Genomic DNA, 16,583 nt, shown 5'->3' on the forward strand with positions numbered 1-16,583 from the left:
TCAGGCCCCCACCACCGCGAGGCGCGCCACCGGCGACATCGGCGCCGTGGCTTCGTAGCCGTTCTCGATCCACACCGCGCCCTTGGCCACGCGCGCGCTGATGGCCACCGGCAGCGCCGCGCTGCCGATGCCGTCGCCCACCTTGGCGACGCCGCCCTCGGAAAGGCCGCGCGACAGCGCCTCCTCGGGGTGCAGGACGATGCGGGCGCCGTGGGTCAGCGGGTGCGCGTTGAGCGCCGCGGCGCGACGCAGCACCGCGTCGCCGCGGTAGATCGGCGTGCTGGTGATGCGCTCGAGCCCCGGCTCGGCCTTGCCGGCCTCGGCCAGGCCACTGCCCTGCCCCGGCGCCTCGGGCGCCAGCGCGGCGCGCAGGCCGTGCAGGTCGGTGAACTCGAAGCCCGGCAGGCCCAGCTGGCCACCGAAGACGCGCAGCACGCGCCAGCCGGCGCGCGCCTCGCCCGGCAGCTTGCCGCCGGCCTGGGTGGACTGGTCGGTGCCATCGAGGTTGGTGAGCGTGGCCTCGACTTCAGGCAGCAGGCCGATCGGCAGGATGACGTGCGCGAGCTTCTTCAGCTCGTCGCTGGCGTAGGCGGCGAAGGCGACGACCTGGGCCGAAGCCAGCGCCTTGAGCGCCTGCGCGCCGTGCGCGAAGTCGTACTGCGGCTCGATGCCGTACAGCACGTAGGCGGGCAGCGGCTGCGCCAGCATGGCGCCGGCATGCTTGCCCTGCCCCGTCGGGCGCACGCCGTGGCGCGCCAGGCCGATGGCGTTGGCGCCCTGCGGGATGCGGTTGAGCCTGGCGCCCGTGGCGGTCGCCAGCGCACGCGCGGCGGCGCGCAGCCAGGACGCCTGGGCGTGGTTCTCGGCCATCTCGCCCAGCACGATCACGGCATTGCCACCGGCCTTGGCCAGCGCCTCGGCCATGGCCTTGGCGGCGTCGTGGTCGTGCGCGGCGATCGCGGCGGGCAGCGACGCACCGGCCGCCTGCGCGACCGCGGCGAGCGCGCCCGGCAGCTGCGAGGGCGCGACGATGCGCTTGCCGGCGACGGCGAAGGTGGTCTCGAAATCCACCGGGTTGATGGCAAACACCCTGGCGCCGCGCTTGCCGGCCTTGTGCAGGCGCTGGTGCAGCAGCGGCAGCTCGTGGCGGAGGTTGCAGCCGACCAGCAGCACGGTGTCGACGGTGTCAAAGGCAGCGGCGGGCAGTTCGAAGGCTTCCGCGAAGGCGGCGTCGGCGAAGTCGAGCGCCTTCAGGCGGTGGTCGACGTGGCCGGTGCCCAGGCCCTTGGCCAGCGCCGCCAGCAGCGCGCCTTCCTCATTCGAGGTGGCCGGGTGCGCCAGCACGCCCAGCGACGCGCCGGCGTTCTTCACCAGCTTGGCGGCCTGCGCCAGCGCCTCGTCCCACGAGGCCTCGCGCCAGGCATCGCCCTCGCGCAGCATCGGCCGGGTGACGCGGTCGGCGGCGCCCAGGCCCTGGTGCGAATAGCGGTCGCGGTCCGACAGCCAGCACTCGTTCACCGCTTCGTTGTCGCGCGGCACGGTGCGCAGCACGTCGCCGCGGCGAGCGTGCAGGTAGAGATTGGAGCCGAGGGCGTCGTGGTAACCCAGCGACTCGCGCGCCACCAGCTCCCAGGCGCGGGCGCGATAGCGGAAGACCTTGTTGGTCAGCGCACCGACCGGGCAGACGTCGATGACGTTGCCCGAGAGTTCGGTCATCAGCGGCTTGCCGTCGTAGGTGCCGATCTGCAGGTGTTCGCCGCGGTTCATGCCGCCGAGCTCGAAGGTGCCGGCGACATCGGCGGTGAAGCGGATGCAGCGCGTGCACTGGATGCAGCGGGTCATGTCGGTGGCGACCAGCGGGCCCAGGTCCTCGTCGGCGACCACGCGCTTGCGGTCGACGTAGCGCGAAACCGATCGGCCGTAGCCCATCGACACGTCCTGCAGCTCGCACTCGCCGCCCTGGTCGCAAATGGGGCAATCGAGCGGGTGGTTGATCAGCAGGAACTCCATGACGTTGCGCTGCGCATCGAGCGCGCGCTTGGTCTGGGTGGTGACCTTCATGCCTTCCATCACCGGCGTGGCGCAGGCCGGCGCCGGCTTGGGCATCTTCTCGACGTCCACCAGGCACATGCGGCAATTGGCGGCGATCGGCAGCTTCTCGTGGTAGCAGAAGCGCGGCACCGGGATGCCGGCCTTGTCGGCGGCCTGGATGATCATCGAGCCCTTCGGCGCGGTCATGGCGACGCCGTTGATCTCGATGTTCACCACGTCCGGCGCGGCGTTCGGGGCGGTCGGCTGGGCGCTCATGCGGCCTGCTCCGTGGCGGCGGCGACCTGGCCCTTGGCGAGGTCATCCACGTAGAAGCGCTTGTTGACGATGGCGTACTCGAACTCGCTCCAGAAGTGGCGGAGCATGCCCTGCACCGGCCAGGCCGCGGCCTCGCCGAAGGCGCAGATGGTGTGGCCCTCGATCTGGCCGGCCGCGCCCTTGAGCATGTGCAGGTCGTCCAGCGTGGCCTTGCCCTCGACGATGCGGGTCAGCACGCGGTACATCCAGCCCGTGCCTTCGCGGCAGGGCGTGCACTGGCCGCAGGACTCGGCGTAGTAGAAGCGCGCGATGCGCCGGCAGGCGCGCACCATGCAGGTGGTCTCGTCCATCACCACCACGGCGCCCGAACCCAGGCCCGAACCGGCCTTCTGGATCGAGTCGTAGTCCATGGTGCAGGCCATCATGGTGTCGGCCGGCAGCACCGGCATGGACGAACCGCCCGGGATCACGGCCTTGAGCTTGCGGCCGCCCTTGACGCCGCCGGCCATGGCCAGCAGTTCGGAGAACGGCGTGCCGAGGCGGATCTCGAAATTGCCCGGGTTGTTGACGTGGCCGGAGACCGAGAAGATCTTCGGGCCGCCATTGTTGGGCTTGCCGAGGTTGAGGAACCACTCGGCGCCGTTGCGCACGATCGCCGGCACCGAGGCGTAGGTCTCGGTGTTGTTGATCGTGGTCGGGCGGCCGAACAGGCCGTAGTTGGCCGGGAACGGCGGCTTGTAGCGCGGCTGGCCCTTCTTGCCCTCCAGCGACTCCATCATCGCGGTCTCTTCGCCGCAGATGTAGGCGCCGGCGCCCAGCGCGGCGTGGATGTCCACGTCCACGCCCGAGCCCAGGATGTCCTTGCCGAGCCAGCCGTTGGCGTAGGCTTCCCTGAGCGCTTCCTCGAAGTGCTCGAACGGCTCGTGGTGGAACTCGCCGCGCAGGTAGTTGTAGCCCACGGTGCAGCCGGTGGCGTAGCAGGCGATGGCCATGCCCTCGATCACCGAATGCGGGTTGTAGCGCAGGATGTCGCGGTCCTTGCAGGTGCCCGGCTCGGACTCGTCCGAGTTGCACAGGATGTACTTCTGCCCCGGCGCGCTGCGCGGCATGAAGCTCCACTTCAGGCCGGTGGGGAAGCCCGCGCCGCCACGGCCACGCAGGCCCGACTGCTTGACCATCTCGACCACGGCGGCCGGATCCATCTTCTCGCTCAGGATCTTGCGCCAGGCGGCGTAACCGCCGGTCTTGAGGTAGTTCTCGTACGACCAGGGCTTGTCGAAGTGCAGCGTCGTGTAGACGACGTTGTGCTCCTGCGGCGCCGGGCCGACCGGGCCGTAGCCTTCCGAATAGTGGGAGTCGTGCGCCATGGCCTGCCTTACTCCAGTCCGTCCAGAAGCGCGTCCACCTGGGCGGTGGTGAGCTTCTCGTGGTAATGCCCGTCGATCAGCATGACCGGCGCGGCGGCGCAGGCGGCCACGCACTCTTCCTCGATCTTGAGGAAGATGCGGCCGTCCGGGGTGGACTCGCCGTGCCTGATGCCGAGCTTGCGCTCGCAGTGGCGGACCATGTCCTCGGCGCCGTTGAGCCAGCAGCTGATGTTGGTGCAGATCGCGACCTTGTGCCGGCCCACCGGCTCGAGGTCGAACATCGAATAGAACGTCGCCACTTCGTAGGCCCACACCGGCGGCAGGCCCAGGTACTTGGCGGTGGCGGCGATGATCTCGTCGCTCAGCCAGCCGCCGTTCTGTTCCTGCGCGGCCATCAGGCCCTGGATGACGGCGGAGCGCTTGCGGTCGGGCGGGAACTTGGCGACCCAGTGGTCGATGTGCGCGCGCGTGCCTTCGGACAGCGCGACCATCGGGTCGACGTCCTGGCAGGCAGCGAAGTTTCCGGTTGCTTTCATCGGTCAGGTAACCCTTAGCGGTCGATTTCGCCGAAGACGATGTCGTAGGTACCGATCATCGCCACGACGTCGGGCAGCATGTGGCCGCGCACGATCGCGTCCATGGACGAGAGGTGGGCGAAGCCGGGGGCGCGCAGCTTCAGGCGGAAGGGCTTGTTGGCGCCGTCGGAGACGATGTACGCGCCGAACTCGCCCTTGGGCGCCTCGACCGCGGCATAGGCCTCGCCGGCGGGCACGCTGTAGCCCTCGGTGAAGAGCTTGAAGTGGTGGATCAGCGCTTCCATGTCGTCCTTCATTTCCGCGCGCGAAGGCGGCGCGACCTTGAAGTTCTTGACCATCACCGGACCCGGGTTGGCGCGCAGCCACTGCACGCACTGGGCGATGATGCGGTTGGACTGGCGCATTTCCTCGACCCGGACCAGGTAGCGGTCGTAGCAGTCGCCCTGCACGCCGACCGGGATGTCGAAGTCGACCTGGTCGTAGGCGGCGTAGGGCTGTTTCTTGCGCAGGTCCCAGGCCAGGCCGGAGCCGCGCAGCATCGGGCCGGTCATGCCCCAGGCCAGGGCCATGTCCACCGGCACCACGCCGATGCCGACGGTGCGCTGCTTCCAGATGCGGTTGTCGGTGAGCAGGGTCTCGTACTCGTCGACGCGCTTGGGGAAGTCCTTGGTGAAGGCCTCGAGGAAGTCGAGCAGGGAGCCTTCGCGCCATTCGTTGACGCGCTTGAGCTCGGCGCCCTTGCGCCACGGCGACTCGCGGTACTTCGGCATCGCGTCCGGCAGGTCGCGGGCGACGCCGCCGGGGCGGTAGTAGGTGGCGTGCATGCGCGCGCCCGAGACCGCCTCGTAGCAGTCCATCAGCTCTTCGCGCTCGCGGAAGGCGTACAGGAACACCGCCATCGCGCCGAGGTCGAGGCCGTTCGAGCCGATCCACATCAGGTGGTTCAGGATGCGGGTGATCTCGTCGAACATCGTGCGGATGTACTGCGCGCGGATCGGCGCCTCGACGCCGAGCAGCTTCTCGATGGCGCGCACGTAGGCGTGCTCGTTGCACATCATCGAGACGTAGTCGAGGCGGTCCATGTAGCCGATCGACTGGTTGAAGGGCTTGGACTCGGCCAGCTTCTCGGTGCCGCGGTGCAGCAGGCCCACGTGCGGGTCGGCGCGCTGCACGACCTCGCCGTCCATTTCGAGCACGAGGCGCAGCACGCCGTGCGCGGCCGGATGCTGGGGGCCGAAGTTGAGGGTGTAGTTGCGGATTTCCTGGGTCATGGCCGGGTCAGTCCTTGCTCGGCCGCTCGGAGGCGGCCTGCTGCCAGCGCGAGTCCTCGCGCACGACGCGCGGCACGCCCACGCGGGGCTCGATCGAGACCGGCTCGTACACCACCCGCTGGCGCTCGGCGTCGTAGCGGACCTCGACGTTGCCGGTCAGCGGGAAGTCCTTTCGGAACGGGTGGCCGACGAAGCCGTAGTCGGTGAGGATGCGGCGCAGGTCCGGGTGGCCTTCGAAGACGATGCCGAACAGGTCGAAGCATTCGCGTTCGAACCAATTTGCCACCGGGTACACCTCCACCAGCGAGGGCACGACCGGCAGGCTGTTGTCGGCGGCGAAGCAGCGCAGGCGCAGGCGCTTGTTGGTGCGCACCGACAGCAGGTGCACCACCACCGCGAAGCGGCGGTCGGGGCCGTTGCCGCGCGGACGGTCTTCCCAGTTGAAGCGACCGGGGCCGGCATTGCCCTCGATGCCGCGCGAGAAGCCCTCGTCGGTGACGTCGGTGGTGTCCCACTCGTCGGTGCCGTAGCCGAGGTAGTCGACGCCGCACAGGTCGCTGAGCTGCTCGAACGAAAGCTCCGGGTCGTCGCGCAGCAGGCGCGCGGCGTCGGCGAAGGAATCCGGCGTCACTTCGACGGTGGTCTCGCCCAGCGCCTCGTGCACCGACACCAGCCGGTCCTGCAGTCGCGCCCTGAGGCGCTCGGTGAAGCTCGTGGTGGTTTCGACCATGGCGTCGGCTGGGTCCTTAGCGGGCGATGGTGTTGGTGCGGCGGATCTTCTTCTGCAGCTGCAGGATGCCGTACACCAGCGCCTCGGCGGTGGGCGGGCAGCCCGGCACGTAGATGTCCACCGGCACCACGCGGTCGCAGCCGCGCACCACCGAATACGAGTAGTGGTAGTAGCCGCCGCCGTTGGCGCAGCTGCCCATCGAGATCACCCACTTCGGGTCGGGCATCTGGTCGTAGACCTTGCGCAGCGCCGGGGCCATCTTGTTGACCAGGGTGCCGGCGACGATCATCACGTCGGACTGGCGCGGCGACGGGCGGAAGATGACGCCGTAGCGGTCGAGGTCCAGGCGCGAGGCGCCGGCGTGCATCATCTCGACCGCGCAGCAGGCCAGGCCGAAGGTCATCGGCCACATCGAGCCGGTGCGGGCCCAGTTGACCAGGGTGTCGACGTTGGTGGTGACGAAGCCGCGCTCGAGCAGCGGGTTGTCGCCTTCCGGGCGCAGGATGTCATCCACCGAGCCGATCGGCTCGGGGTTGTTCATCACGCGCTTGATGGTGGAGGTCACTCCCATTCCAGGGCTCCCTTCTTCCAGACGTAGATGAAGCCCAGCACCAGCAGGCCGATGAAGATGCCCATCTCGGTGAGGCCGACGATGCCCAGCTGGCGGAAGTTCACCGCCCACGGGAAGACGAAGGCGATTTCCAGGTCGAAGATGATGAACTGGATGGCGATGAGGTAGTAGCGCACGTCGAACTGCATGCGCGCGTCCTCGAAGGCCTCGAAACCGCATTCGTAGGGAGAGAGTTTTTCGCTCGAGGGCCGCTTCGGGCCGAGGGCCCAGCCCAGCACCAGCAGGACGATGCCCAGGCCGGTGGAGACGAAAAGGAAAAGCAGGATCGGCAGATATTCGCCCAGCACGCGCGCTTCCTCACCATGCGCCCGTGGGCGCGTTCGCGCCGCCGCTCCAGCATCGCCGGGCGGCAGCCCGTCCATCAGATTGGTGCCCAAGGGGGGACTCGAACCCCCACGACTTACGTCGCTACCACCTCAAGGTAGTGCGTCTACCAATTCCGCCACCTGGGCAGGTGTGCCTCGAACCGGCGTGGCCGGTGCGAAGGCGAGAGATTGTACCAGCCGATCAGCCGCCTTGGCTGCTTTTTTCGGCGTTTTCCGCCGGCGTTTCTTCCGCCGGGGCGGCGTCGGCCGGAGCGGCCTCGACCGGTGCGGCGTCGGCCGCGGGAACATCGGCCGGGACGTCCGCCGCCGGGATCACGGGGACTTCACCCGTCGGCGCGTCGGCCGACGGAATCGCGCCGGTGGCCGGCACTTCCGACATCACGCCGAGGTCGTCCTCGACCGGGGCGACATCGACGCTGCGGGTGGCGTTCCAGGCCATGCCCAGGCTCATCGCCATGAAGATGGTGGCCAGCCACTTGGTGGCGGTCGAGAGGAAGTTCGCCGAACCGCGCGCGCCGAACACAGTGGCCGAGGCGCCGCCGCCGAAGCCGGAGCCGGCCGCCGCGCCCGAACCGCGCTGCATGAGGATGAGCACGATCATGGCGATCGCGACCAGCACGTAGATGACACTGACGATGGTGAGCAGCATGGTCTTGGTCTGTTACCTCGCCGCCGCGGCGACGATTGCCAGGAAATCCTGGGCCACGAGGGACGCGCCCCCGATCAGGCCACCATCGACGTCGGGCTGGGAAAACAGCTCGGCGGCGTTGGCGGGTTTGACGCTGCCGCCGTACAGCAGCGGGAGCGAGCCGGCGATTCTAGCATCGAGTGCACGCAGTTCGCCACGGAGGAAGGCATGGACCTCCTGGGCCTGCTCCGGGCTGGCGGTCCGGCCGGTGCCGATCGCCCAGACCGGCTCGTAGGCCAGCACGGCGCCCTCGAAGCCCGCTATGCCGACCAGGTCCAGCACCGGCTGCAGCTGGCGCTGCAGGGCCCATTCAGTGTGCCCGGCCTCGCGCTGGCCCAGGGTCTCGCCCACGCACAGCACCGGCACCAGGCCGGCCTGGCGGGCGGCCTGGAACTTCTCGGCCACGCGCTCGCTGTCTTCCTCGTGGTACTGCCGGCGCTCGGAGTGGCCGACCAGCACGTAGCGGCCGCCGACGTCCCGGATCATGCGGCCGGCGGTCTCGCCGGTGTAGGCGCCCTGGTCGTGCACGTCCAGGTCCTGCGCGCCGAAGACCAGGCCGGAGGCCGCGTAGCGGTCGGCCAGCTCGCCCAGGTAGGGCACGGGCGGCATCACCACCACGTCCACGCCTGCCGGGCGCGTGGCCGCGACCAGGGCGTCCATCAGGCCGCGGGCGAAGGCGCGGTCGCCGTGGAGCTTCCAGTTGCCGGCAACGATTCTCTGGCGCATCGGGGCATCCTGCGTCGGGATAGACCGCAAGGATACCGCGCCCGGCTAGGGGCTGACGATGTCCCGGTGCATCGGCGCCAGCCGCCGCAGCAGTTGGTTCTGGGCGCGGAACGGGATGCCGCGGGCGTCCATCGCCGCCTGCAGGTCCTCGACCAGGGCGTTGAAGTCCGCCTCGGTGACGCCCAGTCCGGCGTGCGCCTCGGCCATGCTTCGGCCGGTGTAGGTGCAGGGGCCGCCGAGCTCGACGCAGAGCTGCTCGACCAGGCGGTCGTTGAGGTTCACCAGGTCGGCCTCGACGAAGCCGGCGTTGATGCGTTCATCCTCGAGGAGGCGTACCAGCAGCTCCTCGACCAGGGCCTCGACGCCGGCCTGGCCGCCGAACTGTTCATACAGCGACGTCCGCGGCGTCGTGGCGCAGGCCGCCAGCAGCAGCACCGGGAGGAACAAGGCGAGACGGTTCATGCGCCTACCAGACCACAGCCCTGCCCCGGGCTCAAGCCTCGGCCCCGGCGAAGCGCTGGCACCAGGCGTACAGTTCGGCACCCGCCAACGGCGCGCTGAACAGGTAGCCCTGCACCATGTCGCAGCGGTACTGCTTCAGCAGGGCCAGGCTCGAGTCGCTCTCCACGCCCTCGGCGATCACCGACAGGCCCATGTTGTGGCCCAGCTCGATGGTGGAACGCACGATCACGGCGTCGTCGCTGCCCTCGGTCATCTGCATCACGAAGCTCTTGTCGATCTTGAGCTCGTCCACCGGCATGCGCTTGAGCTGGGCCAGCGAGGAATAACCGGTGCCGAAGTCGTCGATCGACAGCCGGATGCCGCCCGCGCGCAGCCGGTGCAGCATGCGCACGGCGTAGTCCACGTCGCGCATCAGCGCGCCCTCGGTGACCTCGAGGATGATCTTCGCCGGCGGCACCCGGTGCCGGCGCTGGCAGTCGTGGATGAAGTCCGGCAGGTCGGCGTCCATCAGGTCCATGGCCGAGAGGTTGACCGCCACGCCCAGGTCCAGGCCGTCGGCGCGCCAGGCGGCGTTCTGGCGCAGCGCCTCCTCGAGCACGAAGCGGGTGAGTTCGTGCACGAAGCCCGAGCGCTCGGCCAGCGGGATGAACTCGTCCGGCGGCACCTGGCCCAGGCTCGGGTGCTGCCAGCGCAGCAGCGCCTCGACGTGCCGCACCTGGCGGCTGGCCAGGTCCACCTTGGGCTGGAACTTCAGGCTCAGCTCGCTGCGCGCGACCGACTGCCGCAGGTCGCCCATCAGCGCCAGCTGGCGCAGGTGCACCTCGTCGCGGCCGGGCTGGTAGACGGCCACGCCGCTGCGCGATTCCTTCGCGTCGTAGAGCGCAATGTCGGCCCGGCGCAGCAGGGTCTGGGCGTCGTCGCCGTGGTCGGGCGACAGCACCAGGCCAATGCTGCAGTCGAGGTTGATGCGGGTGCTGGGCAGGTCCAGCGGCTCGCGCAGCTGCGACAGCAGCGCGCGGGCGCGGCGCGGGGCGTGCCCGCGCTCGACCTCGCGCATGATCACCATGAACTCGTCGCCGCCCAGGCGCGCCACCAGGTCGTCGGGCCGCACCGCCAGGCGCAGGCGCTTGCCCACCTCCTGCAGCACCTGGTCGCCGAAGCCGTGGCCGAGGGTGTCGTTGATTTCCTTGAAGCGGTCCAGGTCGAGCATCAGCACCGCGCAGGCGTGGCCGTCGGGGCGCGGCATGGCCAGCGCCTGCTCGAGGTGGTCGCGGGCGCGGGCGCGGTTGGGCAGGCCGGTCAGGGCGTCGTGGTTGGCCTGGTGGAGGATGCGCTCCTCGCGCGCGGCAATGCCCTGCTGCATGTGGCCGAGGGCGCTGGCCAGCCCGGAAATCTCGTCCCTGCCGCGGGCCTCGATCGGCTGGCTGTAGTCGCCGGCCTGGATGCGCTGCGCCGCCTCGGCCAGCCGCACCACCGGCCGGCTGATGCCGCGGCCCAGCACGACGGCGACGGCCAGTGCGATCAACGCCGACAGGCCGGACAGCAGCAGGATGCGGTCCTGCAGGGTCGCGTAGGGCGCCATCGCTTCGTCCAGCGAACCCTGAAGCACCACGCGCACCGAGTCCGAGCCCGGCACCGGCTCGGAAAGGGCGAAATAGCGGTCGCCGGCCAGGTCCATCGGGCGGATGCGGCGGTCCGGCGCCAGCGCGGCGGGCGCCACGGCGGCGAGCGCGGTGCGCGCGGTGGGTTCCAGGCTGGACGCGTGGACCACCAGCGCCCCACCCTCTTCCCGGGCGAAGCTGGCGTGGATGCCGGTCAGGCCGCGGAAATCGCCGGCGTAGTCGTCGCCGAAGTTCGAGCCGATCGCGACCCAGCCAATCTGGTCGGGCGCCAGCACAGGCAGCAGGGCCATGACCTGCAGGCCGTTTCCGACATCCACCACCGACAGCGCGAAACCTTCTTCGCGGGCCTGCGCCAGCAGCGGCGCCAGCGCCCGCGACTGCGCGGCCGGGTCGGCGCCTTCGAGGCCGGCCCGCCAGTCGCCATCGGGACCCAGCAGCACGGCGGCATCGGCGCCGATGCGGGCGGCCTGGTTGCGGAGCGCCGACGCCATCGTGGCCGCGTCGCCGCTGGCCGCGGCGGCCTTGAAGCCGAAATCGTCGGCCAACACCAGGGTCGTTTCCAGCAGCTGGCGGCTGCGGGCGTCAAAGAAGCGTTGCCAGACGCGCTCGGCAACCGCGAGCTCCCCTTCGAGCTGGGTGCTGACGCTGCGGCCGGTGGCCACGTGCACCACCGCGAAGGTGGCCAGCTGCGCGGCCAGCACCACCAGGATCAGCAGCGCGACGATCCGCGATTGCAGGCGCCAGCGCATCAGTCGTCGCGCCGAAGGCTGCGCAGGCGATCCTGCAGGGCGCGCACGCGGTCGCTGCCGCGGCGGTCCGGCGGCGGCGGGCCCAGCGCCAGCGTCACTGCCAGGGTGGAACGGCCGGCGCCCAGTTCAACGGGCTGCTCCACGGGGGCGGCCAGGCGCGCGTGCCAGATCCGCAGCGTGTAGCGTCCCGGCGGTGCCGTGACCCGCACCTCGCCGTCGGCGCCGGACTTGCCGAAGTGCGGGGTGTCGAGCACCACGATGTAGCCGATCATCCAGTCGTGGATGTTGCAGCCCACCACCACCACGCCGGGCTGGTCGAACAGGATCGGCGCCCGCGGCGTGCCCGCGTACAGCGGCAGCTCGAAGGGCTTGGGCGTCGAGAAGGAATAGACCTGGTGCTGCACCTGGTCGGAGTTCGGGAAGCTGACCGCGGTGCCGACCTGCACCGGCAGTACGCCTGGCACGAAAGTGGAGTCGCGCTGGTCCATGACGGCCGTGGCCCCGGCGGCTTCGCGGGCGTCGGCGTGCAGGCTGGCGACGGCTTCGGCGACCGGCGCGCTGCCATCACCCAGGGTCAGCACGAGCTCGGCGGCGCGCGCGGCCGGACTGGCGGCGATGCAAAGTGCCGCTGCGCAAAGCGCCGCGGGCAGGTGCTGCCTGATCGTCATGGGACCCCCTTAGTCCTGGCAAACCGCGCCGAATGCCCGCGATTACCGGCCAGACTTGGTGATAATGGCGCGAAACCAGGCCCAACGCCTGCCCCGGAGTTCCGAAAACATGATCCAGTCCCCGGTTCGCGGCCACGCCCTGGTCACCGGCGCCTCGAGCGGCATCGGCGCCGCCATCGCCCGCGAGTACGCCGCGCGCGGCGTGCCCCTGGTCCTGGTCGCGCGCCGCGCCGAACGCCTGCAGGCGCTGGCGGCCGAGCTGTCGGCCAGGGTGGACTGCGTGGTCATCGCCGCCGACCTGGCCGACCCCGCCACCCCGGCCCGGCTGTTCGCGGACACCCAGTCACGCGGCCTGTTCATCTCGACCCTGGTCAACAACGCCGGCTATGGCGTCCCCGGCCGCTACCTGTCGGCCGACTGGAATACCCACGCTGATTTCCTGCAGGTGCTGATGACCTCGGTGGCCGAGCTCACCCATCGCTACCTGCCGGCCATGGAAGCCGCGGGCCACGGCCGCATCCTCAACGTGGCCTCGCTGGCCGGCCTGGTGCCGGCCACCGCCGGACACACGCTCTATGGCGCGACCAAGCTGTGGCTGGTGCGCTTCTCGGAGTCGCTGGACCTGGAGATGAAGAAGCACGGCGTGCACGTCACGGCCGTCTGCCCGGGCATGACCTACACCGAATTCCATGACGTCAACGGCATGCGCGACAAGGTCAGCCAGCTTCCGAAAGGCATCTGGCTCACCAGCGCGCAGGTGGCGAAGCTGGCCGTCGACGCCGTCGAGGCCGGCCGCCCCCGCATCGTCACCGGCCGCACCAACAAGCTGCTGGCCGCCCTCTCGAAATACCTCCCCGACCGGCTTGCCAGCGCGCTGATCGCATCGCGCTCCAAGGACTTCCGGGATGCGGACTGACCCGCTGTGGTAGCCCGCGGATAGGCGGCTGGAAGCGGTGAGCAGGAAAAAGTGAATAGGAGATAGGAGGTAGTGAAGAGCGGTCGGCATTCCGCTGCTTTTCACTATCTCCTATCTCCTATTCACTATTTCCTTTTCCCTTCCTCTTCACTGGCTCCCCGGCCGGAACCCATCAGACCAGCTTGATCTCGCGCAGGCGCTCGAGCAGGTATTCGTGCGCGGTGATCGGGGTCGGGTAGCGGTCGGGGTTGTTGGCGTCGACGCAGCCCGGCAGGGTCTTGATCAGGAAGTCCGGGTTCGGGTGCAGGAAGTAAGGCGTCGAGTAGCGCGGCTTGCGCGCGGCCTCGCCCGGCGGGTTGACCACGCGATGGGTGGTGGACGGGTACACGTGGTTGCTCAGGCGCTGCAGCATGTCGCCGATGTTGACCACGATGGTGTCGGCGTCGGCGGTGAACGGCACCCATTCGCCCTTGCGCGACTTCACTTCCAGGCCCGCGGCGCTGGCGCCGACCAACAGGGTGATGAAGTTGATGTCCTCGTGGGCGCCGGCGCGCACGTTCGGGATGTCGTCGGCGGTGATCGGCGGGTAGTGGATCGGGCGCAGGATCGAGTTTCCGAACTGGGTCTTGTCGGCGAAGAAATCCGCCGGCAGGTTGATGTGCAGGGCCAGCGCCGACAGCACGCGCGAGCCGAGCCGGTCGAGCGCCGTGTACAGGCCGTAGGCCACTTCCTTGAACTCGGGGATCTCCGCCGGCCACAGGTTCGGCGGCATCACGTCGGCGTATTTCGAGTCGCGCGGGATCTCGCGGCCCACGTGCCAGAACTCCTTGAGGTCGAAGTGCTTGGCGCCCTTCGCGGTCTCGATGCCGAACGGCGTGTAGCCGCGGGCACCGCCGCCGCCGGGCACGTGGTACTGCTTCTTGGTGTCCTCGGGCAGCGCGAAGAAGCGCTGGAACACGTCGTAGGCGCGGTCGATCTGCGCCTGCGGGATGCCGTGGTTGCGGATGCCCGCGAAGCCCCACTCGCGGTAGGCGGCGCCGAGCTCGGCGACGAAGGCGTCGCGGTCGGTGTCGAAGCGCTGGATGTCGAGGGTGGGGATGCTGGCGGTCACGGGCGGGATTCCGGAAAGTGGCGTGGGATGGATTCTAGGCCCGGCGGCGTGAGCCGGGCCTTGACGCGGCTCAAGTGGCGGCGCGCACGACCTCGGCCAGGCGGTCGAGCACCTGCCGCATCAGGCCGTCGTCGTCGGCCTCGACGGTGACGCGCACCACCGGCTCGGTGCCGGACGGGCGCAGCACCAGGCGTCCGCGGCCGGCCAGGGCCGCCTCGGCCTCGGCGCGGGCGGCCTGCACGGCGGCGCTGTCGAGCGGCTTCACGCCCGGGGCGACCCGGACGTTGACCGTCTGCTGCGGCAGCGGCTGGTAGCCGGCCAGGGCCTGCTGCAGCGACTTGCCGCGGCGGCGCAGCACTTCGATCACCTGCAGCGCGCTGACGATGGCGTCGCCGGTGCTGGCACGATCAAGGCACAGGATGTGGCCCGAGGCCTCGCCACCCAGCACGCCCTCGCGCTCGACGAGCGCCTGGTGCACGAAGCGGTCGCCGACCTTGGCGCGCAGGAAGCCGATGCCCTGCTCGCCCAGCGAAAGCTCCATGGCGTAATTGGTCATCAGCGTGCCGACCACCGGGCCGCGCAAGCGGCCGCTGGCGTGCCAGTCGCGCGCCAGCAGCCAGATCAGGCCGTCGCCGTCCACCAGCTGGCCCTGCCCGTCCACCATCAGCACGCGGTCGCCGTCGCCGTCGAAGGCGATGCCGAGGTCGGCGCCGGATTCGCGCACCCGCGCCATCAGCGCGCCCGGGTGGGTCGAGCCGACGCCGTCGTTGATGTTCAGGCCGTCGGGCGCGTTGCCGATGCACTCCACCACCGCGCCGAGTTCGGAGAACACGCGCGGGGCGACCTGGTAAGTGGCGCCGTGGGCACAGTCGAGCACCACGCGCATGCCCGACAGGACGAAGTCGTCGGGCACGGTGGACTTGCAGAATTCGGCGTAGCGCGCCATTGCGTCGGTGACGCGCGAGGCCTTGCCCAGCCGCCCGGACTCCACCGTGGCGAAGGGCTTGTCCAGCTCGGCCTCGATCGCCGCCTCGAGCGCATCGCCGAGCTTCTCGCCCTGGGCCGAGAAGAACTTGATGCCGTTGTCGTGGTGCGGATTGTGCGAGGCGCTGATGACGATGCCGGCATCGGCGCGCAGCGAGCGCGTGAGGTAGGCGACGGCCGGGGTCGGCATCGGGCCCAGCATGCGCACGTCGGCGCCCGCGGCCACCAGGCCGGCCTCCAGCGCCGCTTCGAACATGTAGCCGGAGATGCGGGTGTCCTTGCCGATGACCACGGTCGCGCTGTCCCGGCCCTCGCCCACCAGCACCCGGCCGGCGGCCGCGCCCAGGCGCAGCATGAAATCGGCCGAGACCGGCCACTCGCCGACCCGACCGCGGATGCCGTCGGTGCCGAAGTACTTGCGGTCCGCCATCCGGGTCAGGCCGCGCCGTTGGCGCTGGCCGCCGCGTCGGACGCCGGCATCGGCTGGCGCATCATCAGCGCCAGCAGGGCGGAAAGCTTTTCACGCATCTGGCGGCGGTCGATGATCAGGTCCACCGCGCCGTGCTCGACCAGGAACTCGGAGCGCTGGAAGCCCTCGGGCAGGGTCTCGCGCACGGTCTGCTCGATCACGCGCGGGCCGGCGAAGCCGATCAGGGCCTGCGGCTCGCCGACGTTGATGTCGCCCAGCATGCCCAGCGAGGCCGAGACGCCGCCGGTGGTCGGGTGCGTGAGCACCGACACGAACGGCAGGCCCGCGGCGCGCAGGCGGCCCAGCGCGGCCGAGGTCTTGGCCATCTGCATCAGCGAGAACAGGCCTTCCTGCATGCGCGCGCCGCCGGTGGCCGAGAAGCACACCAGCGGGCAGCCAACGGCCAGCGCGCGCTCGGCGGCGAGGGTGAACTTCTCGCCGACCACCGAGCCCATCGAGCCGCCCATGTACTTGAACTCGAACGCGGCCACGCAGATGTCGTGGCCCTTGAGCTTGCCCTGCACCGCGACCAGCGCGTCGCGCTCGCCCGTGGCCTTCTGCGCGGCCTTGATGCGGTCGGCGTACTTCTTCTGGTCCTTGAAGTGCAGCGCGTCCACCGGGCCGAGCGCAGCGCCGATCTCCTCGCCGCTGTCGTCGTCCAGGAACGCCACCAGGCGCTCGCGGGCACCGATGGCCATGTGGTGGCTGCACTTGGGGCAGACCCGCAGGTTCTTTTCCAGCTCGGGGCCATACAGGGCCGCGCCGCAGCGGTCGCACTTCTCCCACAGGCCCTCGGGGACGCCACGCTTGCCGGCGCCCTCGGTGCGGATGCGGGACGGCATCAGTTTGGTCAGCCAGCTCATTCAGCCACCGGTCTTGTTCGGGTCGGGAAGTTTAGCCCGAATGGCCCCGGCCGGAAGGCCCCCGCCCGCCCGCGCTCAGGCGTGGGCGTCCAGGGCCGCGCGCAGCGGGGCCAGGAAGGCACCGGCGCGGCCCGCGGCGTCCTCGGGCGAGGCGGCG

The 16,583-nt window shown here is 70.2% G+C and carries 16 protein-coding genes and 1 tRNA gene; 1 reads left to right on the top strand and 16 read right to left on the bottom strand.

Features of this window, described 5'->3' with window-relative positions; translation table 11 throughout:
* The 13 genes from nuoG to Q0C12_RS09655 form a co-directional block, all read right to left on the bottom strand.
* Positions 1 to 2,307 carry an NADH-quinone oxidoreductase subunit NuoG gene (nuoG, locus tag Q0C12_RS09595; RefSeq protein WP_290889519.1) on the bottom strand — a complete coding sequence of 769 codons (2,307 nt, stop codon included), beginning with the start codon at positions 2,305 to 2,307 and terminating at the stop codon, positions 1 to 3.
* Complete coding sequence (nuoF, locus tag Q0C12_RS09600; protein ID WP_290889522.1) at positions 2,304 to 3,674, bottom strand: NADH-quinone oxidoreductase subunit NuoF; 1,371 nt, start codon at positions 3,672 to 3,674, stop codon at positions 2,304 to 2,306. Before nuoF ends, nuoG begins: the two co-directional genes overlap by 4 nt.
* Before the next feature lie 8 nt (positions 3,675 to 3,682).
* Complete coding sequence (gene nuoE, locus Q0C12_RS09605) at positions 3,683 to 4,210, bottom strand: NADH-quinone oxidoreductase subunit NuoE (RefSeq protein ID WP_290889525.1); 528 nt, start codon at positions 4,208 to 4,210, stop codon at positions 3,683 to 3,685.
* A 14-nt stretch (positions 4,211 to 4,224) separates the two neighbouring features.
* Positions 4,225 to 5,481: an NADH-quinone oxidoreductase subunit D gene (locus Q0C12_RS09610; protein ID WP_034209919.1), complete on the bottom strand. Its 1,257-nt coding sequence runs from the start codon at positions 5,479 to 5,481 to the stop codon at positions 4,225 to 4,227.
* Between the two features lie 7 nt (positions 5,482 to 5,488).
* Positions 5,489 to 6,211 carry an NADH-quinone oxidoreductase subunit C gene (locus Q0C12_RS09615; protein ID WP_290889529.1) on the bottom strand — a complete coding sequence of 241 codons (723 nt, stop codon included), beginning with the start codon at positions 6,209 to 6,211 and terminating at the stop codon, positions 5,489 to 5,491.
* A 16-nt stretch (positions 6,212 to 6,227) separates the two neighbouring features.
* Positions 6,228 to 6,782 (bottom strand): NADH-quinone oxidoreductase subunit B, encoded by a 555-nt coding sequence (locus Q0C12_RS09620; RefSeq protein ID WP_034209917.1) that lies wholly within the window; start codon positions 6,780 to 6,782, stop codon positions 6,228 to 6,230.
* Positions 6,773 to 7,129, bottom strand: coding sequence for an NADH-quinone oxidoreductase subunit A (locus tag Q0C12_RS09625; RefSeq protein ID WP_290889533.1), 357 nt, complete (start codon positions 7,127 to 7,129; stop codon positions 6,773 to 6,775). Before Q0C12_RS09625 ends, Q0C12_RS09620 begins: the two co-directional genes overlap by 10 nt.
* An 80-nt stretch (positions 7,130 to 7,209) precedes the next feature.
* Positions 7,210 to 7,294, bottom strand: a tRNA-Leu gene (locus Q0C12_RS09630).
* A 55-nt stretch (positions 7,295 to 7,349) separates the two neighbouring features.
* On the bottom strand, positions 7,350 to 7,817 hold the full coding sequence (secG, locus tag Q0C12_RS09635) for a preprotein translocase subunit SecG (RefSeq protein WP_290889536.1): 468 nt from the start codon (positions 7,815 to 7,817) through the stop codon (positions 7,350 to 7,352).
* A gap of 12 nt (positions 7,818 to 7,829) precedes the next feature.
* A complete protein-coding gene (gene tpiA, locus Q0C12_RS09640; protein ID WP_290889539.1) occupies positions 7,830 to 8,582 on the bottom strand; it encodes a triose-phosphate isomerase in 753 nt (250 codons plus the stop codon).
* Between the two features lie 45 nt (positions 8,583 to 8,627).
* Complete coding sequence (locus tag Q0C12_RS09645; RefSeq protein WP_290889542.1) at positions 8,628 to 9,044, bottom strand: group 1 truncated hemoglobin; 417 nt, start codon at positions 9,042 to 9,044, stop codon at positions 8,628 to 8,630.
* Between the two features lie 31 nt (positions 9,045 to 9,075).
* Complete coding sequence (locus Q0C12_RS09650) at positions 9,076 to 11,418, bottom strand: EAL domain-containing protein (RefSeq protein ID WP_290889560.1); 2,343 nt, start codon at positions 11,416 to 11,418, stop codon at positions 9,076 to 9,078.
* Positions 11,415 to 12,083, bottom strand: a complete 669-nt coding sequence (locus Q0C12_RS09655) for a methylamine utilization protein (protein WP_290889545.1) — start codon at positions 12,081 to 12,083, stop codon at positions 11,415 to 11,417. The genes Q0C12_RS09650 and Q0C12_RS09655 overlap by 4 nt, the downstream gene beginning before the upstream one ends.
* Before the next feature lie 109 nt (positions 12,084 to 12,192).
* On the opposite strand from Q0C12_RS09655, the gene Q0C12_RS09660 reads away from it, so the two are divergent.
* Positions 12,193 to 12,999 carry an SDR family oxidoreductase gene (locus Q0C12_RS09660; RefSeq protein ID WP_290889548.1) on the top strand — a complete coding sequence of 269 codons (807 nt, stop codon included), beginning with the start codon at positions 12,193 to 12,195 and terminating at the stop codon, positions 12,997 to 12,999.
* A gap of 172 nt (positions 13,000 to 13,171) precedes the next feature.
* Here the strand turns inward: Q0C12_RS09660 and Q0C12_RS09665 are convergent, their stop codons facing one another.
* The 3 genes from Q0C12_RS09665 to accD all read right to left on the bottom strand — a co-directional run bounded on the left by Q0C12_RS09665 (position 13,172) and on the right by accD (position 16,426).
* Positions 13,172 to 14,110 carry a 2-oxoglutarate and iron-dependent oxygenase domain-containing protein gene (locus Q0C12_RS09665; RefSeq protein WP_290889551.1) on the bottom strand — a complete coding sequence of 313 codons (939 nt, stop codon included), beginning with the start codon at positions 14,108 to 14,110 and terminating at the stop codon, positions 13,172 to 13,174.
* Between the two features lie 70 nt (positions 14,111 to 14,180).
* Entirely contained in the window at positions 14,181 to 15,524 is a 1,344-nt protein-coding gene (gene glmM, locus Q0C12_RS09670; RefSeq protein WP_290889554.1) for a phosphoglucosamine mutase, read from the bottom strand.
* Between the two features lie 5 nt (positions 15,525 to 15,529).
* Entirely contained in the window at positions 15,530 to 16,426 is an 897-nt protein-coding gene (gene accD, locus Q0C12_RS09675; protein ID WP_290889557.1) for an acetyl-CoA carboxylase, carboxyltransferase subunit beta, read from the bottom strand.
* Positions 16,427 to 16,583 lie beyond the last annotated feature (157 nt).

Source organism: Arenimonas sp. (assembly GCF_022842045.1).
Classification (GTDB): domain Bacteria; phylum Pseudomonadota; class Gammaproteobacteria; order Xanthomonadales; family Xanthomonadaceae; genus Arenimonas.

Bases quoted from the DNA above. Each gene is read 5' to 3' on its own strand.
- nuoG (WP_290889519.1), bottom strand. From the start codon at position 2,307: ATGAGCGCCCAGCCGACCGCCCCGAACGCCGCGCCGGACGTGGTGAAC.
- nuoF (WP_290889522.1), bottom strand. From the start codon at position 3,674: ATGGCGCACGACTCCCACTATTCGGAAGGCTACGGCCCGGTCGGCCCG.
- nuoE (WP_290889525.1), bottom strand. From the start codon at position 4,210: ATGAAAGCAACCGGAAACTTCGCTGCCTGCCAGGACGTCGACCCGATG.
- Q0C12_RS09610 (WP_034209919.1), bottom strand. From the start codon at position 5,481: ATGACCCAGGAAATCCGCAACTACACCCTCAACTTCGGCCCCCAGCAT.
- Q0C12_RS09615 (WP_290889529.1), bottom strand. From the start codon at position 6,211: ATGGTCGAAACCACCACGAGCTTCACCGAGCGCCTCAGGGCGCGACTG.
- Q0C12_RS09620 (WP_034209917.1), bottom strand. From the start codon at position 6,782: ATGGGAGTGACCTCCACCATCAAGCGCGTGATGAACAACCCCGAGCCG.
- secG (WP_290889536.1), bottom strand. From the start codon at position 7,817: ATGCTGCTCACCATCGTCAGTGTCATCTACGTGCTGGTCGCGATCGCC.
- tpiA (WP_290889539.1), bottom strand. From the start codon at position 8,582: ATGCGCCAGAGAATCGTTGCCGGCAACTGGAAGCTCCACGGCGACCGC.
- Q0C12_RS09645 (WP_290889542.1), bottom strand. From the start codon at position 9,044: ATGAACCGTCTCGCCTTGTTCCTCCCGGTGCTGCTGCTGGCGGCCTGC.
- Q0C12_RS09655 (WP_290889545.1), bottom strand. From the start codon at position 12,083: ATGACGATCAGGCAGCACCTGCCCGCGGCGCTTTGCGCAGCGGCACTT.
- Q0C12_RS09660 (WP_290889548.1), top strand. From the start codon at position 12,193: ATGATCCAGTCCCCGGTTCGCGGCCACGCCCTGGTCACCGGCGCCTCG.
- glmM (WP_290889554.1), bottom strand. From the start codon at position 15,524: ATGGCGGACCGCAAGTACTTCGGCACCGACGGCATCCGCGGTCGGGTC.
- accD (WP_290889557.1), bottom strand. From the start codon at position 16,426: ATGAGCTGGCTGACCAAACTGATGCCGTCCCGCATCCGCACCGAGGGC.